The sequence below is a fragment of the Shinella sp. GW835-FHT14H05 genome, from assembly GCF_058793575.1.
In genome coordinates this window covers 44,356-70,483 of sequence record NZ_JBXAFY010000020.1, presented here as the reverse complement: position 1 = coordinate 70,483, position 26,128 = coordinate 44,356, and the positions used below count along the sequence as shown (strand labels likewise).

General features: G+C 63.9%; 25 protein-coding genes. 15 read left to right on the top strand and 10 right to left on the bottom strand.

The window, feature by feature from the left end; all coding sequences use genetic code 11:
• The 6 genes from AC1Q6Z_RS31795 (at position 1) to AC1Q6Z_RS31770 (ending at position 6,963) form a co-directional block, all read left to right on the top strand.
• Positions 1-1,692 carry a methyl-accepting chemotaxis protein gene (locus AC1Q6Z_RS31795; RefSeq protein WP_492650286.1) on the top strand — a complete coding sequence of 564 codons (1,692 nt, stop codon included), beginning with the start codon at positions 1-3 and terminating at the stop codon, positions 1,690-1,692.
• 192 nt (positions 1,693-1,884) lie between these two features.
• Positions 1,885-3,696, top strand: coding sequence for a methyl-accepting chemotaxis protein (locus tag AC1Q6Z_RS31790; protein ID WP_492650285.1), 1,812 nt, complete (start codon positions 1,885-1,887; stop codon positions 3,694-3,696).
• Between the two features lie 2 nt (positions 3,697-3,698).
• Positions 3,699-4,193 carry a chemotaxis protein CheW gene (locus AC1Q6Z_RS31785; protein ID WP_439616491.1) on the top strand — a complete coding sequence of 165 codons (495 nt, stop codon included), beginning with the start codon at positions 3,699-3,701 and terminating at the stop codon, positions 4,191-4,193.
• A 16-nt stretch (positions 4,194-4,209) separates the two neighbouring features.
• Positions 4,210-5,061, top strand: a complete 852-nt coding sequence (locus AC1Q6Z_RS31780) for a CheR family methyltransferase (RefSeq protein WP_492650284.1) — start codon at positions 4,210-4,212, stop codon at positions 5,059-5,061.
• On the top strand, positions 5,061-6,149 hold the full coding sequence (locus AC1Q6Z_RS31775) for a protein-glutamate methylesterase/protein-glutamine glutaminase (RefSeq protein ID WP_256118432.1): 1,089 nt from the start codon (positions 5,061-5,063) through the stop codon (positions 6,147-6,149). The genes AC1Q6Z_RS31780 and AC1Q6Z_RS31775 overlap by 1 nt, the downstream gene beginning before the upstream one ends.
• A gap of 106 nt (positions 6,150-6,255) precedes the next feature.
• A complete protein-coding gene (locus tag AC1Q6Z_RS31770; protein ID WP_256118431.1) occupies positions 6,256-6,963 on the top strand; it encodes a ParA family protein in 708 nt (235 codons plus the stop codon).
• Positions 6,964-7,389: 426 nt separating this feature from the next.
• Here the strand turns inward: AC1Q6Z_RS31770 and AC1Q6Z_RS31765 are convergent, their stop codons facing one another.
• Both AC1Q6Z_RS31765 and AC1Q6Z_RS31760 read right to left on the bottom strand, forming a co-directional pair.
• On the bottom strand, positions 7,390-7,536 hold the full coding sequence (locus AC1Q6Z_RS31765) for a DUF1127 domain-containing protein (RefSeq protein WP_256118430.1): 147 nt from the start codon (positions 7,534-7,536) through the stop codon (positions 7,390-7,392).
• Positions 7,537-7,714: 178 nt separating this feature from the next.
• Positions 7,715-8,851 (bottom strand): aminotransferase, encoded by a 1,137-nt coding sequence (locus AC1Q6Z_RS31760; protein ID WP_492650283.1) that lies wholly within the window; start codon positions 8,849-8,851, stop codon positions 7,715-7,717.
• A 64-nt stretch (positions 8,852-8,915) separates the two neighbouring features.
• On the opposite strand from AC1Q6Z_RS31760, the gene AC1Q6Z_RS31755 reads away from it, so the two are divergent.
• Complete coding sequence (locus tag AC1Q6Z_RS31755; RefSeq protein ID WP_492650282.1) at positions 8,916-9,485, top strand: helix-turn-helix domain-containing protein; 570 nt, start codon at positions 8,916-8,918, stop codon at positions 9,483-9,485.
• Here the strand turns inward: AC1Q6Z_RS31755 and chrA are convergent.
• The gene (gene chrA / locus AC1Q6Z_RS31750; RefSeq protein WP_492650281.1) at positions 9,478-10,878 is read right to left on the bottom strand and encodes a chromate efflux transporter; all 1,401 of its coding nucleotides are present in this window, start codon (positions 10,876-10,878) and stop codon (positions 9,478-9,480) included. The two genes, AC1Q6Z_RS31755 and chrA, sit on opposite strands and share 8 nt — an antisense overlap.
• Before the next feature lie 132 nt (positions 10,879-11,010).
• On the opposite strand from chrA, the gene AC1Q6Z_RS31745 reads away from it, so the two are divergent.
• The 3 genes from AC1Q6Z_RS31745 to AC1Q6Z_RS31735 are packed head-to-tail and all read left to right on the top strand — an operon-like array spanning position 11,011 to position 12,238.
• A complete protein-coding gene (locus tag AC1Q6Z_RS31745) occupies positions 11,011-11,352 on the top strand; it encodes an ArsR/SmtB family transcription factor (protein ID WP_492650280.1) in 342 nt (113 codons plus the stop codon).
• 11 nt (positions 11,353-11,363) lie between these two features.
• Positions 11,364-11,822 carry an SRPBCC family protein gene (locus AC1Q6Z_RS31740; protein ID WP_492650279.1) on the top strand — a complete coding sequence of 153 codons (459 nt, stop codon included), beginning with the start codon at positions 11,364-11,366 and terminating at the stop codon, positions 11,820-11,822.
• A complete protein-coding gene (locus tag AC1Q6Z_RS31735) occupies positions 11,819-12,238 on the top strand; it encodes a GFA family protein (protein ID WP_492650278.1) in 420 nt (139 codons plus the stop codon). The genes AC1Q6Z_RS31740 and AC1Q6Z_RS31735 overlap by 4 nt, the downstream gene beginning before the upstream one ends.
• Here AC1Q6Z_RS31735 and AC1Q6Z_RS31730 read toward each other — a convergent pair.
• On the bottom strand, positions 12,207-12,677 hold the full coding sequence (locus AC1Q6Z_RS31730) for an SRPBCC domain-containing protein (RefSeq protein ID WP_492650277.1): 471 nt from the start codon (positions 12,675-12,677) through the stop codon (positions 12,207-12,209). The two genes, AC1Q6Z_RS31735 and AC1Q6Z_RS31730, sit on opposite strands and share 32 nt — an antisense overlap.
• A gap of 106 nt (positions 12,678-12,783) precedes the next feature.
• Between AC1Q6Z_RS31730 and AC1Q6Z_RS31725 the strand changes: the two genes are divergently transcribed.
• The 3 genes from AC1Q6Z_RS31725 (at position 12,784) to AC1Q6Z_RS31715 (ending at position 17,232) form a co-directional block, all read left to right on the top strand.
• Positions 12,784-13,791 (top strand): GlxA family transcriptional regulator, encoded by a 1,008-nt coding sequence (locus AC1Q6Z_RS31725; protein ID WP_492650276.1) that lies wholly within the window; start codon positions 12,784-12,786, stop codon positions 13,789-13,791.
• Positions 13,792-13,883: 92 nt separating this feature from the next.
• The gene (locus AC1Q6Z_RS31720; RefSeq protein ID WP_492650275.1) at positions 13,884-14,486 is read left to right on the top strand and encodes a glutathione S-transferase N-terminal domain-containing protein; all 603 of its coding nucleotides are present in this window, start codon (positions 13,884-13,886) and stop codon (positions 14,484-14,486) included.
• Between the two features lie 184 nt (positions 14,487-14,670).
• On the top strand, positions 14,671-17,232 hold the full coding sequence (locus AC1Q6Z_RS31715; RefSeq protein WP_492650274.1) for a GcvT family protein: 2,562 nt from the start codon (positions 14,671-14,673) through the stop codon (positions 17,230-17,232).
• A gap of 140 nt (positions 17,233-17,372) precedes the next feature.
• On the opposite strand, the gene AC1Q6Z_RS31710 is transcribed toward AC1Q6Z_RS31715, so the two are convergent.
• The 4 genes from AC1Q6Z_RS31710 to AC1Q6Z_RS31695 form a co-directional block, all read right to left on the bottom strand.
• Complete coding sequence (locus AC1Q6Z_RS31710) at positions 17,373-18,572, bottom strand: amidohydrolase family protein (protein ID WP_492650273.1); 1,200 nt, start codon at positions 18,570-18,572, stop codon at positions 17,373-17,375.
• Positions 18,573-18,663: 91 nt separating this feature from the next.
• Entirely contained in the window at positions 18,664-19,368 is a 705-nt protein-coding gene (locus AC1Q6Z_RS31705; protein ID WP_439616476.1) for a L,D-transpeptidase family protein, read from the bottom strand.
• Positions 19,369-19,384: 16 nt separating this feature from the next.
• The gene (locus AC1Q6Z_RS31700) at positions 19,385-20,416 is read right to left on the bottom strand and encodes a L,D-transpeptidase family protein (protein WP_492650272.1); all 1,032 of its coding nucleotides are present in this window, start codon (positions 20,414-20,416) and stop codon (positions 19,385-19,387) included.
• A gap of 265 nt (positions 20,417-20,681) precedes the next feature.
• Positions 20,682-21,176: a copper chaperone PCu(A)C gene (locus AC1Q6Z_RS31695; protein ID WP_492650271.1), complete on the bottom strand. Its 495-nt coding sequence runs from the start codon at positions 21,174-21,176 to the stop codon at positions 20,682-20,684.
• Between the two features lie 108 nt (positions 21,177-21,284).
• Here AC1Q6Z_RS31695 and AC1Q6Z_RS31690 point away from each other — a divergent pair, with 108 nt between their 5' ends.
• Entirely contained in the window at positions 21,285-21,701 is a 417-nt protein-coding gene (locus AC1Q6Z_RS31690) for a MerR family transcriptional regulator (protein ID WP_256118415.1), read from the top strand.
• Here AC1Q6Z_RS31690 and AC1Q6Z_RS31685 read toward each other — a convergent pair.
• Both AC1Q6Z_RS31685 and AC1Q6Z_RS31680 read right to left on the bottom strand, forming a co-directional pair.
• Positions 21,698-22,264 carry an SCO family protein gene (locus AC1Q6Z_RS31685; RefSeq protein WP_492650270.1) on the bottom strand — a complete coding sequence of 189 codons (567 nt, stop codon included), beginning with the start codon at positions 22,262-22,264 and terminating at the stop codon, positions 21,698-21,700. The two genes, AC1Q6Z_RS31690 and AC1Q6Z_RS31685, sit on opposite strands and share 4 nt — an antisense overlap.
• Entirely contained in the window at positions 22,261-24,531 is a 2,271-nt protein-coding gene (locus AC1Q6Z_RS31680; RefSeq protein ID WP_492650269.1) for a heavy metal translocating P-type ATPase, read from the bottom strand. Before AC1Q6Z_RS31680 ends, AC1Q6Z_RS31685 begins: the two co-directional genes overlap by 4 nt.
• A 467-nt stretch (positions 24,532-24,998) precedes the next feature.
• Here AC1Q6Z_RS31680 and AC1Q6Z_RS31675 point away from each other — a divergent pair, with 467 nt between their 5' ends.
• Positions 24,999-26,099, top strand: a complete 1,101-nt coding sequence (locus AC1Q6Z_RS31675; protein WP_492650268.1) for a carboxynorspermidine decarboxylase — start codon at positions 24,999-25,001, stop codon at positions 26,097-26,099.
• Positions 26,100-26,128: the final 29 nt, after the last annotated feature.

Genomic DNA, 26,128 nt, shown 5'->3' with positions numbered 1-26,128 from the left:
ATGCGCTTCACCATTAAACTCAAGTTATTCCTGGCCTTCGGTTTCATCATGGCCATGCTGGCGGGCACCGCCGGCTACGGCATCCTGAGCCTCGGCGGCCTCAATGCGACGCTCGGCGACGTGCTCACCGGCCCGGCGACGCGGCTGCGGCTGGCACAGGAACTCAACGTCCTGCAACTCCAGCAGATCCGCCAGCAGAAGAACATGCTTTCGGCGACCAGCAATGCCGAGACAAACAAGTATATCGACGTCAGCAACAAGGCCCGCGCGGATTTCGACGCGGCCTTCGAGCAGGTTCTCGCCAAGGCAACCGAACAGGGCAAGGTCCTGTGGTCGAAACTCCAGACGCACAGCACCGACTTCCGCCGGGAAGACGACCGCATCCGCAGCATGATGCTCGCCGGCGACAGCGCAGGCGCATTGCGCGTCTCCACCACCGACGCCCGCACCGTGACGAACGAGATCGACGCGCTGCTGGATGAGGTGGTGACGCTCGAACAGACGCGTCTGCAGGAAGCCGACGACAATGCCGAGGCACAATATGCAAGCACGCGCACGATCATGATCGCCGTCGCATCGGCTGCCTTCCTGATCGCCGGCTTCGCCGCCGTCTGGATCGTCTTCTCCATCAACCGCGGCATTTCCCGCGCCGTTGGTGTCGTGCAGAACGTTGCGGATGGTGACCTCACGCGCTTTGCCGAGATTTCCACCAGGGACGAACTCGGCGATCTGCTCGGCCATGTCAACACGATGATCGAGCGCCTGCGCGGCGTCGTCGCCGATGCGCTTTCGGCCTCCGACAACGTCTCGTCGGGCAGCCAGGAACTGTCGGCCAGCTCGGAAGCCCTCTCGCAGGGTGCGACCGAACAGGCATCGTCCGCCGAAGAGGCTTCCGCCTCGATGGAAGAGATGGCCTCCAACATCAAGCAGAACGCCGACAACGCCGCCCAGACGGAAAAGATCGCCCGCCAGTCCTCCAAGGATGCGGAAGCCTCCGGCCAGGCCGTCGGCCGCGCCGTCGGCGCCATGCGCACCATTGCGGAGAAGATTTCCATCGTGCAGGAAATCGCCCGCCAGACCGACCTGCTCGCGCTGAACGCGGCTGTCGAAGCAGCCCGCGCCGGTGAACATGGCAAGGGTTTTGCCGTCGTCGCCTCGGAAGTGCGCAAGCTTGCCGAACGCAGCCAGGCGGCCGCAGCCGAAATCAGCGCGCTCTCGGGTGAGACCGTCTCGGTCGCCACCGAAGCCGGCGAGATGCTGACCCGGCTGGTTCCCGATATCCGCAAGACTGCCGAACTGATTTCCGAAATCTCGGCTGCCTGCCGCGAACAGGATATCGGCGCCTCGCAGATCAACGAAGCGATCCAGCAGCTCGACAAGGTGACCCAGCAAAATGCCGGCGCCTCGGAAGAAATGTCGGCGACCTCGGAAGAACTCGCCGCCCAGGCGGAAGAGCTCCAAGCCTCCATCGCCTTCTTCCGCGTCGACAATGCTTCCCGCAAGGAGCCGAACCATGCCGACAAGCTGCGGGCAACCGCAGCGAAGATGGCAGCGCCCGCCAGGCGCCCGGCCAACACCTCGGCCCACCGCCCGGCACCGGTTGGCACCAAGGGCCGCGGAAACGGCTTTGCCCTCGACATGTCGATGGGCGGCCCGGACGCCGACGACGCGGACTTCCGCGAAAGCGCCTGATCTGGAAATGACGGCGGCTCGCCCGGCGACGGGCGTGCCGCAAATTCGACCCGGCGCGTGTAGGCGACGGCAAAAGGGCCGCTTTCCCGGCCCGCGGAAGGGTGAGTGTATCGGTCTTCTCGCATTAGGGCGTCCGCAATCGCGGCGCCCCTGCCCTGAACATGGCATCTGCGACAAAGGAGACCATTCGAGATGCGTTTTACAATCAAGCTAAAGCTGGCTCTAGCCTTCGGCCTTCTCGTTGTTTTATCAGGCGGCATGTCGGTAATGGCGATAGTCAATCTTTCGTCGCTCAACTCGGCCATCACCGACATAATCCAAGGTCCCGCCGCAAGTCTTCGCGGTTCGGGAGATCTTTCCGACGCTGTTCTGATCGCAATCAGTAATGAAAAGAACGCCATCCTGAACACCAATCCCCAACTCATCGATGATTTCGTGAACGAGGTGAACGCCGAACAGGCGAAGATCGATGGCATCGTCGACACAATCCGCAAAGCCGCAGATGCAGCGACGCTGGCAAAACTCGATGCTTTCGTTGCACTCGTGCCGGCCTGGCGGAAGTGGCAAAACGATGCTGTGAAGCTGGCGGTCGAGAATACCGACGAAAGCAACCGGCGGGCTGCTCAGATCTCGATGACGCAAAGTAGAGATGCGGCTAACGCTCTGCTCGGCTCTCTCGCCGCCCTGAACGATCAGATCATTGCGGACCTGGCTTCGACTGACCAGGAAACCAACGATCAGTATAGTTATTCGCGCAATTTGCTGATGACTTCACTCGGAATCATGCTCGTCTTGTCGATCGGCATCGCAACTTGGATCGCGCTCGGTATCAACAGCGGTCTTAAGAAAATCAAGTCCGTCGCGGAAGCCGTCGCCATCGGCGATCTCAACCAGAATGTCGAGATCAAGACGAATGACGAGATCAAGGACCTGGTCGATACGATCAACGTGATGACCGGCAACCTGCGCAACACCGCGACGATTGCCGACCAGATCGCCAACGGTGATCTCACCGTCACGCCGAAGCCGCTCTCCGACAAGGATACGCTCGGCATCTCGCTGGAAAGCATGGTCGAGCGCCTGCGCGGCGTGGTCTCCGATGCGCTTTCGGCTGCCAACAACGTCTCCTCCGGAAGCCAGGAACTGTCGGCCAGCTCCGAGCAGCTTTCGCAGGGTGCAACTGAACAGGCTTCCTCTGCCGAAGAGGCCTCCGCGTCGATGGAAGAAATGGCCTCGAACATCAAGCAGAACGCCGACAACGCTGCCCAGACGGAAAAGATCGCCCGCCAGTCCGCCAAAGACGCCGAGGCCTCCGGCGAGGCCGTGGGCCGCGCTGTCGGCGCCATGCGCACGATTGCCGAGAAGATCTCGATCGTCCAGGAAATCGCCCGCCAGACCGACCTGCTCGCCCTGAACGCCGCTGTGGAAGCGGCGCGTGCCGGCGAACATGGCAAGGGGTTTGCCGTTGTCGCTTCGGAAGTGCGCAAGCTTGCCGAGCGCAGCCAGGCGGCGGCTTCCGAAATCAGCGCGCTGTCCGGCACGACAGTCTCGGTTGCCACCGAGGCCGGCGAGATGCTGACCCGTCTGGTGCCGGATATCCGCAAGACCGCCGAACTGATTTCCGAAATCTCAGCCGCCTGCCGCGAACAGGATATCGGCGCCTCGCAGATCAATGAAGCGATCCAGCAGCTCGACAAGGTGACCCAGCAGAATGCCGGCGCCTCGGAAGAAATGTCCGGCACCTCGGAAGAGCTTGCCGCCCAGGCCGAGGAACTCCAGACCTCGATCGCCTTCTTCCGCGTCGACCGCGCCTCCAGCGCGCCGTCGGTCGCCCAGCGCCGCCCGGCGCCGGTAACCCGCGCCGCCGCCAAGCCCGTCATGGCGTCGGTTCGCAAGCCCGACAACAGCGTCAACGCCCAGCAGGCTCGCGCCCGCGGCTTTGCCCTCGACATGTCGATGGGCGGCCCGGATGCCGACGACGCAGACTTCAGGGAAAGCGCTTGATCATGGCCGGCACATCCTCCGAATCCCAGTACGTCACCTTCAGTCTCGACAACGAGGTCTTTGCCGTGCCGGTCTCGGTCGTCCGGGAAATCCTCGACCATGAGGATGCCTTCAAGATCCCGCATGGGCCGGAGTACCTGCTTGGGCTCCGCGACGTGCGGGGCCAGGGTGTGCCGGTCATCGATCTTCGTCTCCGCCTCGGCATGACGAAGACCGAGAAGACGCCGCACACGCGGGCACTCGTCCTCGACGTGCCGATGGGGGAGAAGACCCTCACCCTCGGCCTCGTCGCCGACCGGGTCTTCGAGGTCATCCCCTTCCGCAAAGAGGAGATCGAGGGCGCGCCGGACATCGGCGTGCGCTGGTCGTCCGACTACATTGCCGGCGTGGTGCGCCGCAACGGCGCCTTCGTCGTCATCGTGGATCTCGCGCGCCTGTTTTCCGGCGCCGAGGTCGCGATGATGGGCACGGCAAACCGCCTAGCCGCCACGGCATAATTTCAGGAGTACGGGCGTGGGAGCAGCATTGCGGGCGCAAGGGACGGAGGACGGGCTGAGCAGCCGGAACTTCGACGCCCTGTCGCGCTACATCTATGATTATAGCGGCATCAAGATGCCGGTTTCGAAGCTGACGATGCTGGAGGGCCGCCTGCGGCGGCGCCTTCGGGCAACCGGCATTACCAACTTCAACGATTATTGCGACTATCTCTTCAAGCGTGGCGGCATCGAGAAGGAAGCGATCTTCCTGATCGATGCCGTGACGACCAACAAGACGGATTTCTTCCGCGAGCCGAAGCATTTCGAATACATGTCGAGGACCGGCCTGCCGGAAATGGTGGCGGCCGGGCACAAGCGGCTTCGGCTGTGGAGTGCGGCCTGCTCGATCGGCGCCGAGCCCTATACGATGGCGATGGTGCTGCAGGATTTCGCCGATGCGACATCCGGTATCGACTACCGCATCCTCGCCACGGATCTTTCGACGGACGTGCTGCAGGCGGCGCGGCGCGGCGTCTATCCGCGCGACATGATCCAGCCCGTCTCGGCCGAGATGCAGCGGCGCTACGTGATGACATCGCGTGACGCCGCTCGCGGCGAGGTGCGCATCCATCCGCGCCTGCGCTCGACGGTCGGCTTTGCCCGCATGAACCTCATGGACAGCGCCTACAAGGTGGGCGATCCGATGCACATGATCTTCTGCCGCAACGTGCTGATCTATTTCGACAAACCGACGCAGGCGAAGGTGCTGGCACGGCTCTGCGACTGCCTCGTGCCCGGCGGCTACCTCTATGTGGGCCATTCCGAAACGGTCACCGGCATCACCCTGCCGGTGCGCCAGGTCGCCAACACGGTTTTCAAGAAGATCTGATGCCCCTTCCGGTAAAGAAAATCCGCGTTCTCATCATCGACGACTCGGCGAGCGTGCGCCAGGCGCTCACCCATGTGCTGGAGCAGGATCCGGAGATCGAGGTAATGGGGGCGGCCTCCGACCCCTTCATGGCGGCCAAGAAAATCCAGGAGGAAATGCCCGATGTCATTACGCTGGACGTGGAAATGCCGCGCATGGACGGCATCACCTTCCTGCGCAAGCTGATGTCGCAGCGGCCAATCCCGGTCGTCATGTGCTCGTCGCTGACGGAAGAGGGCTCGGAAACCTTGATGCAGGCGCTGGAGGCCGGCGCCGTCGATATCATCCTGAAGCCGAAGATCGGCGCTGCCGACCACCTCGCCGAATCCGGCACGCGCATCCGCGAGGCGGTCAAGGGTGCGGCCGTCGCCCGCATTGGCTCCCACCGCCGCGCGGCCGTGCCGACAGGCCCGACGGCGAAACTCACTGCCGATGCCGTGCTGCCGCCGCCGTCCGGCCGCGCCATGGCGAAGACGACCGAAATGGTCGCCTGCGTCGGCGCGTCCACCGGCGGCACCGAGGCGCTGCGCGTGATGCTCGAACAATTGCCGGCCAATTCCCCCGGCCTCGTCATCGTGCAGCACATGCCGGAAAAATTCACCGCAGCCTTCGCCAAGCGGCTGAACAGTCTCTGCGAAGTCGAGGTCAAGGAGGCCGTGCATGGCGATCCCGTGCTGCGCGGCCATGTGCTGATCGCGCCCGGTGACCGGCACATGATGCTGGAGCGTCAGGGCGCGCGCTATCATGTGGCGGTGCGCGAAGGCCCCCTCGTCTCGCGCCATCGGCCCTCCGTCGACGTGCTGTTCCGCTCTGCCGCGCGTTCGGCCGGCGGCAACGCCATGGGCGTCATCATGACCGGCATGGGCGATGACGGCGCGCGCGGCATGGCCGAGATGCACCAGGCCGGCGCCTATACGGTGGCGCAGGACGAGGCGACGTCCGTGGTCTTCGGCATGCCGAAGGAGGCGATTGCGCATGGCGGCGTCGACCGCATCCTGCCGCTCGACCAAATCGCCCGTGAAATCCTCGCGGCGGACCGCCGCCGGTAAGCGATTTTTACCTGCCGTTAACCATAAATGGTAAGGATGACGAAGCACCATGCAAGGTGTTTCGTCAGGAGCGATGACCGGCTCACGAACCGATCCGGGGACCATTATGCCTGTCATCACCTTCGCCAACACCAAGGGCGGCGCCGGCAAGACCACCGCCGTGCTGCTGCTTGCGACCGAACTCGCCCGCCTCGGCTACCGCGTCTCGGTGCTCGATGCCGATCCGCAGCACTGGATCACCCGCTGGTTCGAAAATTCCGAAGGCGCGCTCGGCAACCGGCTGAACGTCGTGCCCTATGTCACCATGAGCTCGATCGACCGGCAGCTCAGCGACGAGAAGGCGCGCGCCGATTTCGTGCTGATCGACCTGCCGGGCTCGCGCAGCTCGCTGCTCGCCAAGGCCGTCGGTTATTCCGACTACGTGCTGATCCCCGTGCAGGGCTCCGCCATGGACGCGCAGGGCGGCGCCAATGTCATCGAGCTGCTGCAATATCTGGAAGACAAGGCGAATATCCGCATCCGCCATTCCGTCGTGCTCACCCGCGTGAATTCCATGGTGACGACGCGCGCGATGAATGCCGTGAAGGACCTGCTCGCCGCACGCCGCGTGCACCTGCTTGAAACGCCGATCATCGAACGCTCCGCCTTCCGCGACATGTTCGGCTGCGGCGGCACGCTCTATTCGATGGACGCCAAGCGCGTCAGCAATCTCGACAAGGCGCAGGAGAATGCCCGCGCGCTGGCGCTCGAAGTGCTCCAGCAGATCCCGGCTGCGCGCCAGGCCCAAGCGCCGAGCCTGCGCAGCGTCGCCTGACGATTCGCGTTTTCAATCAAACATATGAGGCCGCGGGATTCTGCGGCCTTTTTCATTTCCAGGGAAAAACAGGGTCCAGAATTGGAAAAGCCTGCCGCGGGAGGAGGTGCGGCAGGCTTTCCGATAGAACCGAATGACGACTGGGAGGAGGAGTGTCGCCATTCCCGCAGTCGGCCCTGGGAGGAGGAGTGGGCCTTCTGCAACATCGAAGCTTCGTGGGAGGAGGTACGTTGCTTCGATAAGTATGACTATACGCGATTCTTGCTCAATTGATAGGCATTGTTTTGCAAGGCAGCTATGCGCTATGCGCTTAACGGGTACCTCAACTGGATTGAATTATCCACATGGAGGGCAAGGCCTTCGCAGATGCAAAAACGCCCGCCGGAGGCGAGCGTCTTCGAAATTCTGCTATTTTTCGGCGTGTTATCAGAAGCCGACGGCAGCGCGGGCGACTGCCTTGATTTCCGAACGCTCGATACCGAGATCGCGCAGTTCGCGGGCGGTCATGCGGTCGAGTTCGGTTACGGTCTGACGGTACTTGCGCCAATTGTTGAAGGAACGTGCCATGTTCATGATGATCCCCTTTCGTGAGGCTCTCTGTTCGGCACCGGTCCGTGGCGCCGCGTCTTTCGATGACCCCTTTATAGGCTTATGCTGCACTGCGGAACAGCGCTAAGCTGGCAGGCCACCCATGCAGATCGCGCATGGGTCTGGTAAGCCTCCGTTAACGAAAACGGGCCGCCGAGGGGCTTCAGGCCGCCAAAACGGCCTGTTCCTCCCGCAAAAACGCGGAAATTCGCCCCAAACCTTCGCGCAACACCGTTTCGCCGTTCGTGTAACCGATGCGCAGGTGGCCCTCCATGTCCATGGCGCTGCCGGGTGTCAGCATGACGCCGGTGCGCTCCAGCAGCTTGATGCAGAAGGCCTCGGAGGTGAGCGGCAGGTCGTATTTCAGGAGCGCCGTCGTGCCCGATTTCGGCTTGACCCAGGAGATCAGCGGCTCGCCGTCCACCCATTCCGCGAGGATGGCGAGGTTCGTCCGGGTGATCGCCTGGCTGCGGGCGAGCATCTTGTCGCGGTTCTCAAGGGCGATGGCGGCAAAATGATCGTCCAGCATGCCGACGCTGATCGTGTTGTAGTCGCGGTGGATCGAGACGGCGTGCAGGAGGTCCTTCGGGCCGACGATCCAGCCGAGGCGAAGGCCGGCCAGCGAATAGGTCTTCGACATGCTGCCGGTGCTGATGCCCTTTTCATAAAGGTCGGCGATCGACGCCGTCATGCCGTCGCCCTCTTGGTCCGTGCCGCGATAGACCTCGTCGCAGAGGATCCACGCGCCGCAGGCCCGCGCGATCTCGACAACCTCGATCAGGAAATCCCGGTCCATCAGCGATCCGGTCGGGTTGTTCGGGTTGTTGAGGCAGATGAGCTTGGTGCCCGGCGTCGCGAGGCGGCGCAGTTCTGTAAGGTCCGGCAGGAAGCCGTGCTCGGCGGTGAGCTTCAGGATCTGCACGTCCGCGCCAAAACTTTCCGGGATGGAATAGTGCTGCTGGTAGGTGGGCAGGACCGAGATGACGCGGTCGCCCGGCTCCACCAGCGTCTCATGCACCAGCGCATTGGCGCCGATCGCGCCGTGGGTGACGACGACGTTTTCCATCGCCTGCTTATCGTACATAGCGGCGATGAGGCTACGCAGGCGCTCGCTGCCCTCGATTGCGCCATAGGTGAGCTTCATCGGCAGGAGTTCGGCGAGGATGGTGTCCTTCTTGCCGGCCATGTCGAGCAGTTCTTCCACCGTCAGCGATTCGACGCAGGTCTCCGCGAGGTTCAGTTCGCAGTGGTTCTCGTAGCGGTTCATCCAGATCTCGACGCCGAAATCGCGTATCTTCATGGCGGGGTCCTTTCGGGTTAGAAGGCGGCAGGCGGACAGGCCGCCCTTTTGATGACGGAACGATATGAGCAATATATTGCACAGTCAAGAACGCGGCGACGTGCTCGCCCATGTCTCCGGCAATCTGCGCCGCTTGCGCCAGCAGGCCGGCCTCAGCCAGGCAGCGCTGGCGGAAGCCTCCGGCATCAGCCGGCGCATGATCGTGGCAGTCGAGGGGGGCGATGCGAATATCAGCCTATCGAGCCTCGACAAGCTTGCCGCCGCGATCGGCGTCGGCTTCGTCGATCTCGTGCGCGACCCGGCCCGCGCGCCATCCGCCGAGATCAATGAGGTGACGTGGCGCGGCAAGGATGTTGAGAGCACCGCGGTGCTGCTTGGCTCCGCGCCAGCGACGACGGAGGCGCAGATGTGGCTCTGGTCGCTCGGCCCCGGCGAGCGCTACGATGCCGAGCCGGACCCCGCCGGCTGGCATGAAATGGTTTTCGTCACCGAGGGCACGCTGCGGCTGGAACTGTCCGGCACGGCGAAGGATTTTCCAGCCGGCAGCTTCGCCGTCTACGGCACCGACCAGGCCTATGCCTATGTAAACCCCGGCGAAACGCCGGTGCGTTTCGTGCGCAACGTGGTCAGCTGACAGCCAGCGTCCAGGCCATGCCGGCAAGCGCCGACAGGCCGAGCGTCAGCAGCACGGACGCCTTGAGGCGGAAGAGCGCGAAGGCGGAGGCGGCCGCAAGCAGCGCCGAGGGTAGGATGAGCGTTGCCGGCACCGGCAGTTCGAGCCGCAGCGGCCCGGCGGCAAGAACGGTTACCTCGCGAAACAGCGTGTGCACGGCGAACCACACCGCGAGGTTGAGGATCACGCCGACGACGGCGGCGGTGATTGCCGACATGGCGCCGGAGAGCGCCGCATTGCCGCGCAGCTTTTCGATGAAGGGCGCACCGAGGAAAATCCACAGGAAACAGGGCACGAAGGTGACCCAGGTGGTGAGGATCGCGGCGAGCGTCGCCGCTGTCAGCGGGTTCAGGCTGCCGGGATCGCGCCAGGCGGCGAGGAAGCCGACGAATTGCAGCACCATGATCAGCGGCCCCGGCGTCGTCTCCGCCATGCCGAGGCCGTCGAGCATTTCGCCCGGCTTCAGCCAGCCATAGTGCTGCACGGCCTCCTGCGCGACATAGACGAGCGCTGCATAGGCGCCCCCGAAGGTGACGACCGCCATCTGGCTGAAGAAGATGCCGATCTCGGCAAACACGCTGTTGCCACCGGCGATGAACCAGATCAGCGCCACCGGCCCGAGCCAGAGACAGGTGAGCGCGCCCGAGATTTTCAGCGACCAGCCGAGCGTGGGTTTTGCATGCGCCGGCGTCGCCTCGCCAAGCAGCGAATCGCGATCCTGCAGCACCTTGCCGTTGGCCGAGGCGTGGCCGCTTGATGTGCGGAACAGGCGGGAACCGGATCTGGAACCGGCGTAGCCGACGACGGCGGCCACCAGAATGATCAGCGGGAACGGCACCTTGAAGGCGAAGATGGCGATGAAGGCGGCGGCGGCGATCGTGATCATCGCCGGATTGGTGAGCGCGCGGCTGCCTATGCGGAACACCGCCTGCACGACGACCGCCAGCACCGCTGCCTTCAGGCCGAAGAACAGGCCCTCGACGAGGCTCGCATCGCCGAAGAGCACGTAGATGTAGCTCAGCGCCAGGATCGACAGGAAACCGGGCAGGATGAAGAGCAGGCCGGCGACGAGGCCGCCCAGCGTGCGATGCATCAGCCAGCCGATATAGACGGCGAGCTGCTGGGCCTCCGGGCCGGGCAGCAGCATGCAATAGTTCAGCGCATGCAGGAAACGGCTCTCGCCGATCCAGCGTTTTTCATCGACGACGATGCGGTGCATCAAGGCGATCTGCCCGGCCGGGCCACCGAAACTCAACGCCGCCACCCGCGCCCAGACCTTGAGCGCCTCGCCGAAGGGCACGCCATGGCCGTGCGCCTCGGGTGGATGGCCGGGCTCGGCCGCTCGTTCTGTCATCTGCATGGTTCTCCCCGTTGCCGTCGCGATCGATCGCAGCGGCACCCTGCCCTGTCAAGGCGACGGGGGCTTGACGGACGACGTGGATGGCATTATTAAACCGATAAGTTAATTAACTGAACGGATAAATACGTGAGCGATCCGCTGAGCCTGACCTTCGCCGCCCTTGCGGATCCCACGCGCCGCGCGATCCTCGCCAGGCTTTCCGAAGGCGACGCGACGGTGAACGACATTGCCGCGCCCTTCGAGATGAGCCTGCCGGCCGTCTCCAAGCACCTGAAGGTGCTGGAGGGCGCCGGGCTGATCACCCGCAGCCGCAGCGCCCAATGGCGCCCGTGCCATCTGGAAGCGGCCCCCCTGAAGGATGCCGACGGCTGGATTTCCCGCTACCGCCGCTTCTGGGACGCCAGCTTCGGCCGGCTCGACGACTATCTCCGGGAATTGCAGGCCGGCGACCCGGACAAAAAGAGCTGAGGAGAAAAACCATGCAGCAGACCGCCGAACCCATCGGCCTTTTCATCGAACGGCTGATCGATGCACCCTGCCCGCTCGTCTTCAAGGTCTGGACGACGCCGGAGCACATGGCCCGCTGGCTGGGGCCGAAGGATTTTTCGGCCCATGCGATCCGCCTGGATTTCCGCCCCGGCGGCGCCTGGTCGGCGGTCATCCGCTCGCCCGAGGGCAAGGATTATCCGATGGGCGGCACCTATCGCGAGATTACGGAGAACCGCCGCATCGTCTTCACCTTCCGCTGGACCGGGGAGGACGACCCGGACACGCTGGTGACCGTGACCTTCGAGGACAGGGACGGCAAGACCCGGCTGACCTTCGCCCAGACACCGTTCGACACCGTCGAATCCCGCGACAGCCATGCCGAGGGCTGGGGCGAATGCCTCGACCGGCTGGTCGCCTATATCCTGCAAGCCCGAGGAGAAGGACGATGAAAAAGACCTATCACGGCCGCTGCCATTGCAGCGCCATTCGCTACGAAGCGGTGCTCGATCTCGACGAGGGCCTGCGCCGCTGCAACTGCTCCTTCTGCCGGCGCACGCGCATGCTGAAGACCTTTACCCCGCGCGAGGATTTCAAGCTGCTGTCCGGCGAGGACCACCTCGTCAGCTACCGCGCCGACAAATCCGGCTGGCCGGTGGGCGATGTCGACCACTATTTCTGCAAACGCTGCGGCATCCGCCCCTTCTCGCGCGGTTACCTCAAGGATTTCATGGGGCACTTCTACTGCATCAACGCCGGCACCCTTGAGGACGTCTCCGAGGAGGAGATGAGCGCCGCACCGGTGATCTATGAAAACGGCCTGGCGGACGATTTCTTCAACCCACCGCCCTATACGGCACATCTTTGAGATAGCCGGCCATCGCCTCCAGCATGGCGCGCCAGCCTTCGCAATGGTCGTCGGCCCTGTCGCGACCATCGAAATACAGGCCCTGCTCGACGAGCCGCATGCGCGTGCCGCCGTCCGCCGGCTCGAAGGTTACGACCACCGTGCCGGAAAAGCTGAGTATGCCGGCTTCCCGCAGGGTGCTGGCATAGACGATGCGCCTGTCCGGGGCGATCTCCAGATAGCGGTTTTCGTTGAGATAGGTCGGCCCGTCCTTCGGGCCGAAGCGGCAGAGGTCGCTTTCGCCGACCGTGAAGCGGAAGCGCTCGAAGCATATCTGCCAGTCCGGACCGGGATCGCCCCAGGCCAGTTGCGCCGCCTCTAGCGACCAGGCCGCAAAGACCGCCGCGACGGGTGCGGCGAAGGTCTTGGTGATGTCGACGGTTCCATGTTCGATGCTCATGGCTTTCTCCTGTCCTTGTTGCTGACGATGAAACCATGGTGGGGATTGCCGCCCTTTCGTAGAGACGTTCTCGACAAATTCGGGGCAAATGTGCCAGACTTGCCCCATGCCCTCCCGCCCGAAACCCACAAGCCCGCTGACCATCGCCATTCTTTCGCTGCCGGAAAGCGGCACCATGGCGCCCTATGGGCTGCACGAGGTGCTGGGCGAAGCCGGCCGCGGACCCAATGCGCTGCGCAGCCTGCGCCCGATGCTCATCGCGGCGGAAACCGGCGCCTACGAGACGGGCAGTGGCGTGCGGGTGATGCCACAGCAGGGGCTTGAGGGCGGCACGGCCGATATCGTCGTCGTCTGCGACATACATCTTGAACCCGGCCTGTCGCCGGAGGGGCGCTGGGGCCAGGAAATCGCCTGGGTCCACCGGCATATCGCGGCGGATGCGCTGGTCTGCTCGGCCTGCAGCGGCGCGGTGCTGCTTGCGGAGGCCGGCCTGCTCGATGGCGCGGATGCGGCGTCGCACTGGATCATGGCTGACCTTTTTCGTGATCGTTATCCGAACGTCAAATTCCGGCCGGAACGCATTCTCTGCGACAGCGGGCGTGCCGGGCGGCTGATTACCACGGGCGGCGCGTCGTCCTGGCAGGATCTGGCGCTCTACCTTATCGGCCGGTTCTGCGGGGCGGAGGAAGCCGCCCGCATCGCGAGGCTCTTCCTGCTTGGCGACCGGGGTTACGGCCAGCTTCCCTTCGCCTCCATGACCCGGCCGCGCCAGCACGACAATGCCGCGATCGCCGATGTGCAGACCTGGCTTGCCGACCACTATGCGAGCAGCAATCCGGTAACGGCGATGGTCGCGCGTTCGGGCCTGGCGGAGCGCACCTTCAAGCGGCAGTTCAAGGCGGCGACGGGCTATGCGCCGGTGGATTATGTGCAGGCCATGCGCATCGAAGAGGCCAAGCAGATGCTGGAGACCGAACCCATGGCGATCGAAGAGATTGCGGTCGCCGTCGGCTATGAGGATCCGACCTTCTTTCGCAAACTCTTCCGCCGCCGCGTCGGCGTGACGCCCGCGCAATACCGCCAGCGCAACCGCCTTCGCACCTTGGGAGACTAGTGGCGTATTTGCCCCGAAGGCAGCCTGTTTGCCTCTGACCTCATCGGCCAATCGCCTCCACACTAGGCTCACCGAAAGCGAGGAGACGAGAGATGGACTTTTATTACACGCCCACCGCTTGCAGCCAGGCGGCCCATATCCTGCTGGTCGAAACCGGCCTGCCGTTCCGGCCGCACAAGGTCGATATCTTCCGGCATGTGCTGGAGGATGGCAGCCCCTACGAGGCGGTCAATCCGAACGGCTACGTGCCCGCCCTCGTCTTCGACGACGGCACGCTCCTGACGGAAAACGTCGCGCTTCTCGACTGGATCGCCATGCAGAGTGACGGCCTCATCCCCGACGGTCCGCTCGGCCGCACGCGCCACCTGCAAATGCTCGCCTTCCTCTCCACCGAGGTACAAAAACCCTTTGTGCGGCTGTTCTTCACGGACAATGCCGAGGAGAAGGCATGGCTGGGCGAGACCCTTGCGCGGCGTTTCGACTGGGTCGCCTCCCGCGTCGAAGGCGACTTCCTTTTCGGCCGGCGTTTTTCGGCGGCCGATGCCTTTCTCTATGTCATGCTGCGCTGGGCGGCCATGTGCGGCATCGCCGTGCCGGACACGCTTCGCGCGCTGGGCACTCGCGTGGAGGCGCGGCCCTCAGTTCGAGCGGTACTTTCGCGTGAGGCTGCCGCGCCGCTTGGCGCGGCGGCGTGAACCCCACCGAAAAGCATTGCGCCGGCCCGATGATCGGCTAGGGTCTGCCGGCCGGCGCAGAGCCCTTGCGACACGACCAGTTCCCGCGACTGTCGGAACTGGTCGCTGGCCCGTCGCAGACAGGCTGCACTGGCACCGAACGAGGCCCTAAAATCGGCTTCAATATTTCATCGGGGTCCAGAAAATGGCAGAGTTTCCGCAAAAGGCGAAGGTCGTCATCATCGGTTTGGGTGGCATCGTGGGCGCGTCGATCGCCCATCATCTCATCGAGCGCGGATGGGACGATATCGTGGGCATCGACAAGTCGGGCGTGCCGACCGACATCGGTTCGACGGCGCATGCCTCGGACTTCTGCTACACGACGAGCCATGACTATCTTTCGGTCTGGACCACCCAGTATTCGATCGATTTCTTCGAGAAGATGGGCCACTACGCCCGCATCGGCGGCCTGGAAGTGGCGCGCACCGGCGACGACACCTGGATGGAAGAGATCAAGCGCAAGCTTTCCTCCGCCAAGGCTTTTGGCACGCGCGCGCATTATGTCTCGCCGGCTGAGATCAAAAAAATGTTCCCGCTGATCGAGGAAGATCAGGTGATGGGCGGCATGTTCGATCCCGACGCCGGCCTCGTCGTGCCGCGCTCGCAGACGGTTGCCGGCAAGCTGGTGGATGCGGCGGAAAAATCCGGCAAGCTCCAGGTCTACGGCAACACGCCGGCCCAGTCGCTGATCGTCGAGGGCGGCCGCATCAAGGGCGTCGTCACGCATCGCGGCACCATCATGGCCGACCACGTCATCGTCTGCGCCGGCATCTGGGGCCGTCTCATCGCCGAAATGGTGGGCGAGGACCTGCCGGTCATGCCGGTCGATCATCCGCTGACCTTCTTCGGCCCGTACAACGAATTCGAAAACACCGGCAAGGACATCGGCTTCCCGCTTCTGCGCGACCAGGGCAACTCCGCCTATATGCGCGACACCGGCGACCCGAAGACCACCGAAGGCGGCCAGATCGAGTGGGGCTATTACGAGACCACCAATCCGCGCCTCTGCCACCCGCGCAACATCCTCGAAAAGCATGAGGCACGCCTTTCGCCCTCGCAGCGCGACCTCGAAATGGAACAGATCATCGAGCCGCTGGAACGCGCCATGGAGCTGACGCCGATTCTCGGCGAACTCGGCTACAATGAAAGCCATTCCTTCAACGGCCTGCTCCAGGTTTCGGCCGCCGGCGGCCCATCCTGCGGCGAGAGCCAGAAGGTGCGCGGCCTGTGGTACTGCGTCGCCATCTGGGTGAAGGACGGCCCCGGCTACGGCAAGCTGATCGCCGACTGGATGACGGACGGGCGCACCGAGATCGACCACAACTCGATCGACTATGCCCGCTTCTACCCGCACCAGCTGACGGAAGAGTTCATCGAAGGCCGCTGCTTCGAGGCCGCCCAGAAGATTTACTTCCCGGCCGTGCACACGCGCGAACCCTATGCCTCCGGCCGCGGCGCCAAGCGCTCGCCCTTCCATGAGCGCGAAAAAGAACTCGGCGGCTATTTCATGGAGCTTGGCGGCTGGGAACGTGCGCATGGCTACAAGGCCAACGAGCACCTGCTGGAAAAATACGCCGACAAGGTTCCGGTGCGTGAGAACGAATGGGACAGCCGCCACTTCTGGCGCGTCTCGAATGCCGAGCATCTGGCGATGAGCGAGGATTGCGGCATCGTCAACCTCTCGCATTTCCATATGGTCGATATCGAGGGGCCGGACCATGTCGCGCTGCTGGAATGGCTCTGCGCCGCAAAGATCGGCGGCGACGGCAATATCGGAAAGGGCATCTACACCCACTTCCTCGACGACGAGGGCATGGTGCGCGCCGACTTCACCGTCATCCGCATGGCGGACCGTTGCCGGCTGATCAACGGTGCAGACGCCGGCCCGCGCGACTTCCACTACATGAAGCGCGTTGCGGAAGACCGCGGCCTCGACGTCACCATCACCGATGTGACGGAGAAATTCATCACCATCGGCATCTGGGGACCGAACGCCCGCGATACGCTGAAGAACGCCGTGTCCGACCCGGCCGCCCTCGATCCGGAAAATTTCGCTTTCGCCCAGATCAAGCAGATCGAGATCGGCGGCAAAAACGTCACCGCCTTCCGCATCTCCTATGTCGGCGAGCAGGGCTGGGAACTGCATATGAAATACGAGGATGGCCTGGCCGTCTGGGACGCGCTGCGCGCCACCGGCGTTATGGCCTTCGGCGTCGAGACCTATGCAAATTCGCGCCGCATGGAAAAGAGCCTGCGCCTGCAGAATGCCGACCTGCTCACCCAGTACAACCTCATCGAAGCGGACCTCGCCCGCCCGAAGGTCAAGGAAGCGGATTTCCGCGGCAAGGCGAAGCACCTGGAATACAAGGCGCGCGAGCACCAGCCCGCCATGCTCTGCACGCTCGTCATGACGGAAAATACCGACAAGGCCGGCGTGAAGCGCTACCCGGTCGGCACGCTGCCGGTGATGGACCCGGAGACCGGCGAAGTGCTGGTCGACGAACTCGGCCGCCGCTCCTACACGACCTCCATCGCCTTCGGCCCGACCATCGGCAAGAACATCGCCCTCGCCTACCTGCCCTGGGCCTATTGCCAGGAAGGCCGCAAGCTGAATGTGGAATATTTTGCCGAGACCTATCCGGTCGAGGTGGTCAGCATCGGCTACAAGCCGCTGTACGACCCTGAGAACTTGAAGCCGCGGACGTAAGCGACAGCCGCCCCCTCATCCGCCTGCCGGCACCTTCTCCCCGCTGGGGAGAAGGGAAGAGCACCGGCGTCCCGTTTCCCTTCTCCCCTCGGGGAGAAGGTGGCCCGAAAGGGCCGGATGAGGGGGCGCATTCTTCGCTGCTACCGCACCACCGCCCCATTCTCCGCCACAAGCCGCCCCGCCTTGAACACCCGACGCGGCTTCGGCACCGCCACCACGGCCTCCGGCACATGTTCGGCGGCGAGCGTCACGAAATCGGCCTTGGCGCCGAGCGCGATGCCGTAGCCTTCGAGGCCGAGGGCCTTGGCGCCGGCGGTGGTGACCACGTCGAAGGCGGCGGTGAGTTCGTCGTCGGTGTAGAAGCCGGAGCGGTAGCCGATCATCATGGCGCGGCTCAGCATGTCGCCGTCACCATAGGGCCACCAGGAATCGCGGATATTGTCGCTGCCGCTGAAGATGGTGACGCCTTCCGAACGCAGCAGGGCGACCGGTGGGAAGACGTGGTCGCCGGGGGCGTTGGTCATGATGGAGACGCCGGCCTTGGCGATTTTTGCGCCGATGCGGCGGGCGGAATCGGGGTCGAGATCGCCGAGGCCATAGGCGTGGCTGATCGCCACTTTGCCCTGCATGCCGAGCGCCGTCGTGCGGGCGCAGATTTCTTCCACGGTGAAGGCGCCAAGCGAGCCAAAATCGTGCAGGTGGATATCGACACCGACGCCGTGCTTTTCCGCCACGCCGAAGACGACGTCGAGATGGCCTTGCAGATCGCGATCGAAGCTTGCCGGGTCGAGCCCGCCGACGAGATCGGCACCAAGCGCGATCGCCTCGTCGAGGAGTTCCGACGTGCCGGGGCTTTTCAGGATGCCGTTCTGCGGGAAGGCGACGAGCTGGATGTCGATGATATCGCGGTATTCCTCGCGGATCTTCAGGATCGTTTCCAGCGACTTCAGCCCGACCGAGCCATCCACCATGACGTGGCTGCGCATCTGGAGGGAGCCGTTGGCGACGCAGAGTTCGAGCTGTTTTCGCGCGCGCTCGTCCATCGGTGCGGCCTGCGCCATGTTCTGCGCCTGGAAGGCGACGCGCTCGTGCACGTCAAAGCCACTGGTGCAGGCTTTGTGCGGGATCCACTTGTCGCCGTAGAAGCTGGTATCGAGATGAATATGGCCCTCGACGAAGGCCGGCACCAGCAGGGCACCGGCAATATCGATCGTTCGACCTCCCGCCGCCGCCGTACCGGCCGGCTCGATTGCGACGATGCGGCCGCCGGCAACGCCGATATCCTTCAGCGATCCATCCGCCAGCGTCGCGTTGGTGAAAAGCGTTTCGATCCCGGCCATGATATCGCGTCTCCGTTTGGGCACAACTCGATCCGCCGCCTGAAGGTCGGATCAAGAATTGTGCGCAATAACGCGCGAAAATCGTATGCAGTCAATAGGCGGCGGCGACCGCGGCATTGCCGAGCACGAGGATCGGCGTGCCGTTCTGCACGCGGTTGAAGAGATCGACCACGTCCTGGTTCATCATGCGCACGCAGCCCGACGAGACGGACTTGCCGATCGTCCACCATTCCGGCGAACCGTGGATACGGTAGAGCGTGTCCTCGTCGTTCTGGAAGATGTAGAGCGCGCGGGCGCCGAGCGGGTTCTTGAGGCCCGGCTCCATGCCGCCATTGGCGATGCTGTAGGGCTCCAGCTCCGGCTGGCGGGCGACCATTTCATCCGGCGGGGTCCAGCGCGGCCATTGGCGCTTGTACTGGATGACGCCACGGCCGGCCCATTCGAAGCCTGCGCGGCCGAGGCCGACGCCGTAGCGCATCGCCTGGCCGTTTTCATAGGTGAGATACAGGAAGTGGCTTGCCGTATCGACGACGAGCACGCCGGGGCGCTCGCCGGTCGGGTTCGGCACCATCTGGCGATAGAAGCGCCGGTCGATCTTCTGGTAGGGAATGGCCGGCAGCTCGTACTGGCCATCGAACTGCGCGCCGTACATGCCGGCGTAGATGCTGGTATCGACCGGCTCCGGCTCTATCGCGACCCGTTCGCGCACCGGCGTGGTGCAGCCGGCCAGAACCGTGGTTGCCAATCCAGCGCTGCCGAGCAGGAAGGAACGGCGGCTTACGCTTTCACCCGTCAATGCGTGTCCTCACACTTCAATCGTCATAGGGGTCGGCCAAGGCCGCATCGGGCCGGCTGACCGGATATTTCGTGCGCGAGATCTGGGCCGCCAGGCCCTTCGCGCCCTGCTTCTTCAAAAGCGTGCGGAAGCTCGGATGCATGCCGCCGTCCACATAGGCGAAGCTCGAAACCGGTGTGGCGCCGGCAAAAGCCGCATCCAGCTTCTTTTGTTCCGCGCCGATCTTCGCCATCAGATCATTTTCTCCGACCGCGGCCGGGCATTGCGCCAGCGGATCGCTCGGCTCGCCATCCACGAACTCCCTGTTGAAGACGTAACGGCCGCCGCAGACCGAGACCTTCGGCTGGCTGCGGGTGAAGGCGAAGGCGTCGTAACCTTCCTTCAGCGTGCGCCAGAACGGCATGTTCGGATCGCCCTTGTGCTTGGCCATGTTCTGCGTCGTCATGCGGAAGGGATAGGCCTGCACCTGGAAGCGCTGCTGGCCGCCATCGAGCGCCTTCTGCACGATGGCATAGATTTCGCCCACGCCCTGGTCGGTCATGGCGTAGCAGCCGGAGGACGAGCAGGCGCCGTGCACCATCAGCGCTTCGCCCGTATAGCCTAGAGCGGATTCCAGCCGGTTCGGATAACCGAGGTTGAACGAGACGTAATATTGCGAGTTCGGGTTCAACATGCCTTCCGAGACATGGTAAAATCCTTCCGGCGCCTGGCGGTCGCCGCTCTTCGTCTTCGGCCCCAGCTTTCCGGACCAGCGGCACATCGGATAGGTCTTGAAGAGCGCATATTTGCCGCTCGCATCGACCTTCCAGACTTCGAGCTCGCTTTCCTGCTTGAAGATGCGCACCAGCACGGGGCTTTCCGGCCGCATCTTCTTCTTCGACATTTCAGCCTTCACCTTGTTGGAAAGCTGCGGCGCCTCGGCCAGCGACGCGACATCCATGGCCATGCAGCCGGCGAGCAGGCCGCCGGCGATGGTCGCGGCGGCAAGCCGCGCGAGGAGCGAAAGACGCGAACGGGCGGTTTCAAGAGAAAAGCGATTGCGAAACATGGTGCGTTTTCGGTTGTTAGGGATCCGGGGGCGCCAAACAGGGACGGCGCATCTCGGGCTTAGACTCCAAGCGATTGCTTAGAACTTCGTTAATCTTAAGGCCCCTTTGGCCTCACTCGTGGCTTTGGCGCCCCGAATCCGGGGCAAATCCGATTTTCGCGAGCATAAAACCTCAAGCCGCTGGAGCATCAAGACCCTTATCGCCGCTTTCTTGCGCGAAGCGATCACGAAGGCACACGCGGCGAACAATAATTCGTCAGCAGCTCTATTCGAAGTCACCGATGCCGTGGTGATGCGCGGTGCGCACGCCGCCGGGCGGGTACAGCGTCACCGGCACTGTCAGCACGCTGCCATCGTCGAAGGTGACGGAGATCATGCGCTCGCCTTCCACATCCAGCGTCTCGTCGAGTTCGAGGAACAGCGCGCCCGGCGCCATGAACAGCTCGGCCTGCCGCGGGATGACCAGGAAGGCATCCGCCACGGGGAGGCTTTCATCCTGCCGCTTCACCATCGGCACGCCAAAACCGTCGACGGAGACGTCGAGGATGCGCTTGTCGGCAGTGCCGGCATTGTAGAGTGTCAGATAGGCCCGCGCAGGGGCGCCATATGCACCCGCGACGATATCCGCGTGTTCGATGACGAGACCTGACAGCACCGTCTCATGCGGCACGATCGCGCCTCCAGCGCTCATCGGCGCGGCAATGGCGGCGCTGGCGGTCAACAACGAAAGCAGCGACAGAAGGCACGCTTGATTTGGCACGATTCTCCTCACATTTGTGTGGGATCACTGTAAGGCCATTGCGCGCGGCTTCTCTTCAGGATTTCGTGAAGGTCGAAAATGTCGCGGGTGGCGGATTAGGAGACGAGCATGCTGACGATCGGGGATCTTTCCAAGGCGACGGGCGTCAAGGTTCCGACCATCCGCTACTATGAGCAGATGGGGCTGCTCTCCCATGCCGAACGTTCGGAGGGCAACCAGCGGCGCTATTCGAACGGCGAGCGCGAGCGCCTCGCCTTCATCCGCCATGCGCGCGACCTCGGCCTCACCATCGATGCCATCCGCGCGTTGATCGAGCTCAGCCAGCACCCGGAACGCCCCTGCCAGGATGCCGACCGCATCGCCGCCGAGCAGCTTGCGACCGTGCGGCAGAAGATCGCCCGCCTGCGCAAGCTGGAGGCCGAGCTGGAGCGCATCACCACCCATTGCCATACCAACCAGGTGCGCGACTGCTACGTCATCCGCGCGCTCGCCAACCATGACCTGTGCCACGACGAGCACGATTAGGATTCAGCGAGCAGCCTCAGCTTCTGGAGCTGCGTTTCGCGCGGCTCGTGCATGTCCAGCATGCCCTGGAGCCGGCCATCGGCGCGGATGAGGAACAGGCCGGCGGTGTGGTCCATCGTGTAGCTGTCCGAGGCCGTCGGCACCTTTTGGTAGAAGGCCGAGAAGGCGTCTGCGGCCGCCTTCGTCTCTGCCGCATCGCCGCGCAAAGCGATGATGCGCGGGTCGAAAGAGGTCATATAGAGTTTTAGAAGCTCCGCCGTGTCGCGCTCGGGATCGATCGAGATGAAGAGCGGCGTGATGCGGTCCGCCGCGGGGCCGATGTCCTTCAACAGGCCCGTCAGCTCGAACAGTGCGGTCGGGCAGACATCCGGGCAATGGGTGAAGCCGAAGAAGACGAGATAGGGTTTTCCCGCCAGATCGGCCGAACGGAAGGGTTTTCCGTCGACCATCTGCAAGGTGAAGACCCGCTCTTTCGCCACGCCGCCGACCGGCGCCTTTGCCGCGACCGTCGCTCCGACGATCGCGGCAAGCACGGCAAGGCCCATGACTGCCCTGCGCTTCATTTGATTGGCCGGAGCAGTCGCAGCGCGTTCAGCGTGACGAGCACGGTGGCGCCGGTATCGGCGAGGATTGCCGGCCAGAGGCCGGTGATGCCGACGATGGTCGTCACCAGGAACACGCCCTTGAGGCCGAGCGAAAGCACTATGTTCTGCACGATGTTGCGCATGGTGCGCTTCGACAGGTCCGTCATGAGCGCGACGTCCCCGACGCGGCCGTGCAGGATGGCGGCGTCCGCCGTTTCCAGCGCCACATCGGTGCCGCCGCCCATGGCGATGCCGACATTGGCGGCGGCAAGTGCCGGAGCGTCGTTGATGCCGTCGCCGATCTTGCCGACGACGTAGCCTTCGCGTTGCAACTCGCCGACGATGCGCTGCTTGTCTTCCGGCATCAGCTCGGCGCGCACTTCTATGCCGAGTTCGGCGCCGACGGCCTTTGCCGTGCGGGCATTGTCGCCGGTGAGCATGATGGTCTTGATACCGGCATCCTTCAGCGCCTTGAGGCCTGCCGCGGCGTCCGCGCGGGGCTCGTCGCGCATGGCGATGGCGCCCGCGAGTACGCCGTCGACGACCAGCATGGAGACGGTCTTGCCGTCATCGTTGAGCGTTGCGGTGGCGGCCTTCACCGCGTCGGAAAGCGAAACCCGCTCGGCCGTTGCCTTGGGGGAACCGAGGAAGATTTCTTTGCCCTCGACGGTTGCCGTGACGCCCTTGCCGCCGAGTGCCTTCGAACCGCTCGCCACCGGGGCGGCGATACCATCTTCGGCCGCCTTGCCGAGAATGGCGAGCGCCAGCGGGTGGCTGGAGCCGGCTTCAAGCGATGCGGCGAGGCGCAGAACTTCATCGGCCGGCGTGGCGAAAGCGAGGATGTCGGTGACCTTGGGCTTGCCTTCCGTCAGCGTGCCGGTCTTGTCGAAGGCGATTGCGGTGAGCTTTCCAAGGCCTTCCAGCACCGCGCCGCCCTTCATCAGCAGCCCCCGGCGGGCGCCGGCGGACAGCGAGGCGGCGATGGCGGCCGGCGTCGAGATGACCAGCGCGCAGGGGCAGCCGATCAGCAGCACGGCGAGGCCCTTGTAGACCCATTCGCTCCAGATGCCGCCGAGGAAGAGCGGCGGAATGATCGCGACGAGCGCCGCGACGACGACCACGCCGGGCGTGTAATATTTCGAGAAGCGGTCGATGAAGCGCTCGGTCGGGGCCTTGGATTCCTGGGCTTCCTCGACCAGCTTGACGACGCGGGCGATGGTGTTGTCGGCCGCCGCCGCGGTGACGCGCACGCGCAGCGCCGCATCGCCATTCACCGTGCCGGCGAAGACAGTGTCGCCGACCTCCTTGCGCACCGGCGTGCTTTCGCCGGTGACGGGCGCCTCGTCGATGGCGCTGTCGCCGTCGATGATCGTGCCGTCGGCAGAGATGCGGTCGCCCGGGCGCACGAGGATGACGGCACCGACCGCGAGCGATTCGGCCGGGACTTCGCGGGTCTTGCCGTTCTCTTCAAGCAGCGCCGTCTTCGGCACGAGGGCGGAGAGCGAGCGGATGCTGTCACGCGCCTTGCCGGCGGCGACCCCTTCCAGAAGCTCGCCGACGAGGAAGAGGAAGACCACTGCGGCCGCCTCTTCCGTCGCATTGATGATCACCGCGCCGACGGCGGCGATGGTCATCAGCATCTCGATGGAGAAGGGCGTGCCGGCGAGCGCGGCCATGATGGCGCGGCGCGCGATCGGCACGAGGCCGATGAACATGGCGATGACGAAAGCATAGGTCTCGATGGCCGGGAAGAGATGGCCGATGCCGTAAGCGACGACCAGCGCCGCGCCGGCGAGAATGGTCAGACGGCCCTTCTTGCCCTTCCACCAGGGACCCTCGGTCGGGCCGTGATCGTGGCCGTGCAGGCCCTCGACGGCAGCCGCCTTCGGCTTGTGGTCGTGGCCGGCGTGATCGTGATCGTGGTCATGGTCATGGTCATGGCCGTGCGAATGATCGTGTCCGTGGTCGTGTCCACCGCAGCAGCCGGAGCCGTGCTCGTGTTTCGCCGCCGGCTTTTCCGCGATGGCTGCCGCCGGAGTCACCGCGTAGCCGAGGCCGGTGACCTTGCGGGCGATCGCCTCCAGGTCGCTTGCCGCATCGTGCTGCACGCGCATGGTGCCGGCGGTCACGGAAACGGACACGTCGGAAACGCCCGGCATGCGGCGCACGGCGGTGTCGATCTTGCTGGCGCAGGAGGCGCAATCCATGCCGCCAACCCGGAAACGCGTCTCTTTCACATCGGACATCGTACAATCCTCTTAAGTCTGTCGAGGATGTTCTACGACCTCTAGCGACTAGAGGTGCAAGAGGGAAATTCACAAATTTTCGGACAAAGAGGCGCATTGAAATTGGCCGCGCGCCCATGTTAGAGAGCCGCCACTGAATGCAGGTTTCATCTGCTGGTTGGGGAGGACGCCATGTCTTGCGACGCCCTCTTCCAATCGGGGATGGGCGCTCTCGATGCCCCCCGAACGGAAGAACGCTTTTTGATCGGTGCCTTAGCGGCACAGTCGGGCTTTTGTGCCGTTTTGCCGGCAGGCTCCCTGCGTGCGGCCCACAGCGCAAAAGCGCTGCCGCATCGCCGTGTCCGCACGACGATCCCGTAACCGCCGTTTTCCCCAGTTCCGAATAGCGTGAAGCAGGAGGTTTTCGCCTCCGCTATGCGCGTTTCTGTCGGCATTGCCACCAATCCACCCGCACAAGAGGTCCCGCCATGTCCCTCACCACGCCCTATTACCTGATCGACAAGTCGAAGCTTCTCGCCAACATGGAGAAGGTCGCGCGCCTGCGCGAACTCTCCGGCGCCAAGGCGCTGCTGGCGCTGAAATGTTTCGCCACATGGTCGGTCTTCGATTTCATGCGCGACTATATGGACGGCACGACCTCCTCGTCGCTCAACGAGGTGCGCCTCGGCCACGAGCGCTTCGGCAAGGAAACGCACGCCTATTCGGTCGCTTATGCGGATTACGAGATCGACGAGGTTGTGTCGCACGCCGACAAGATCATCTTCAACTCGATCGGCCAGCTCGACCGTTTCGCCGACAAGGCCGCCGGCATCGTGCGGGGCCTGCGGCTCAATCCCGGTATCTCCTCCTCCAGCTTCGACCTCGCCGACCCCGCCCGCCCCTTCTCGCGGCTCGGCGAATGGGACGTGAAGCAGGTGGAGGCCGTGATGGACCGGATTTCCGGCTTCATGATCCACAACAATTGCGAAAACGGTGATTTCGACCTGTTCGACCGCATGCTCGGCACGATCGAGGAGAAGTTCGCGCCACTTTTGAAGAAGACGGAGTGGGTGAGCCTCGGCGGCGGCATCCATTTTACGGGCGAAAACTATCCGCTGGAAAAATTCGCCGAGCGGCTGAAGCGGTTCTCCGGCGCGTTTGGCGTTCAGGTCTATCTGGAGCCGGGCGAGGCCTCGATCACCAAATCCGCGACGCTGGAAGTGACGGTGCTCGACACGCTGAACAACGGCAAGCACCTCGCCATCGTCGATAGTTCGATCGAGGCGCATATGCTGGACCTGCTGATCTATCGCGAGAGCGCCAAGATTTCCCCCAACACCGGGCCGCACCGCACCATGGTCTGCGGCAAATCCTGCCTCGCCGGCGATATTTTCGGCGAGTTCAATTTCGAGACCGAGCTGAAGGTTGGCGACCGCCTCTCCATCCAGGATGCGGCCGGCTACACCATGGTCAAGAAGAACTGGTTCAACGGCGTGAAAATGCCGGCGATCGCCATCCGCGAACTGGATGGCAGCATCAGAACGGTCCGCGAATTCACCTACGCGGACTACGAAGAAAGCCTCTCCTGAGGCTTCTACCGGGTAGAAGGAGATATCCC

What these genes read in the sequence shown, in the direction of transcription:
- AC1Q6Z_RS31795 (WP_492650286.1), top strand. Translation starts at nt 1, where the DNA reads ATGCGCTTCACCATTAAACTCAAGTTATTCCTGGCCTTCGGTTTCATC.
- AC1Q6Z_RS31785 (WP_439616491.1), top strand. Translation starts at nt 3,699, where the DNA reads ATGGCCGGCACATCCTCCGAATCCCAGTACGTCACCTTCAGTCTCGAC.
- AC1Q6Z_RS31700 (WP_492650272.1), bottom strand. Translation starts at nt 20,416, where the DNA reads ATGTTTCGCAATCGCTTTTCTCTTGAAACCGCCCGTTCGCGTCTTTCG.
- AC1Q6Z_RS31675 (WP_492650268.1), top strand. Translation starts at nt 24,999, where the DNA reads ATGTCCCTCACCACGCCCTATTACCTGATCGACAAGTCGAAGCTTCTC.
- AC1Q6Z_RS31760 (WP_492650283.1), bottom strand. Translation starts at nt 8,851, where the DNA reads ATGAAGATACGCGATTTCGGCGTCGAGATCTGGATGAACCGCTACGAG.
- AC1Q6Z_RS31755 (WP_492650282.1), top strand. Translation starts at nt 8,916, where the DNA reads ATGAGCAATATATTGCACAGTCAAGAACGCGGCGACGTGCTCGCCCAT.
- AC1Q6Z_RS31740 (WP_492650279.1), top strand. Translation starts at nt 11,364, where the DNA reads ATGCAGCAGACCGCCGAACCCATCGGCCTTTTCATCGAACGGCTGATC.
- AC1Q6Z_RS31790 (WP_492650285.1), top strand. Translation starts at nt 1,885, where the DNA reads ATGCGTTTTACAATCAAGCTAAAGCTGGCTCTAGCCTTCGGCCTTCTC.
- AC1Q6Z_RS31775 (WP_256118432.1), top strand. Translation starts at nt 5,061, where the DNA reads ATGCCCCTTCCGGTAAAGAAAATCCGCGTTCTCATCATCGACGACTCG.
- AC1Q6Z_RS31680 (WP_492650269.1), bottom strand. Translation starts at nt 24,531, where the DNA reads ATGTCCGATGTGAAAGAGACGCGTTTCCGGGTTGGCGGCATGGATTGC.
- AC1Q6Z_RS31685 (WP_492650270.1), bottom strand. Translation starts at nt 22,264, where the DNA reads ATGAAGCGCAGGGCAGTCATGGGCCTTGCCGTGCTTGCCGCGATCGTC.
- AC1Q6Z_RS31730 (WP_492650277.1), bottom strand. Translation starts at nt 12,677, where the DNA reads ATGAGCATCGAACATGGAACCGTCGACATCACCAAGACCTTCGCCGCA.
- chrA (WP_492650281.1), bottom strand. Translation starts at nt 10,878, where the DNA reads ATGACAGAACGAGCGGCCGAGCCCGGCCATCCACCCGAGGCGCACGGC.
- AC1Q6Z_RS31725 (WP_492650276.1), top strand. Translation starts at nt 12,784, where the DNA reads ATGCCCTCCCGCCCGAAACCCACAAGCCCGCTGACCATCGCCATTCTT.
- AC1Q6Z_RS31720 (WP_492650275.1), top strand. Translation starts at nt 13,884, where the DNA reads ATGGACTTTTATTACACGCCCACCGCTTGCAGCCAGGCGGCCCATATC.
- AC1Q6Z_RS31715 (WP_492650274.1), top strand. Translation starts at nt 14,671, where the DNA reads ATGGCAGAGTTTCCGCAAAAGGCGAAGGTCGTCATCATCGGTTTGGGT.
- AC1Q6Z_RS31765 (WP_256118430.1), bottom strand. Translation starts at nt 7,536, where the DNA reads ATGAACATGGCACGTTCCTTCAACAATTGGCGCAAGTACCGTCAGACC.
- AC1Q6Z_RS31735 (WP_492650278.1), top strand. Translation starts at nt 11,819, where the DNA reads ATGAAAAAGACCTATCACGGCCGCTGCCATTGCAGCGCCATTCGCTAC.
- AC1Q6Z_RS31690 (WP_256118415.1), top strand. Translation starts at nt 21,285, where the DNA reads ATGCTGACGATCGGGGATCTTTCCAAGGCGACGGGCGTCAAGGTTCCG.
- AC1Q6Z_RS31710 (WP_492650273.1), bottom strand. Translation starts at nt 18,572, where the DNA reads ATGGCCGGGATCGAAACGCTTTTCACCAACGCGACGCTGGCGGATGGA.
- AC1Q6Z_RS31770 (WP_256118431.1), top strand. Translation starts at nt 6,256, where the DNA reads ATGCCTGTCATCACCTTCGCCAACACCAAGGGCGGCGCCGGCAAGACC.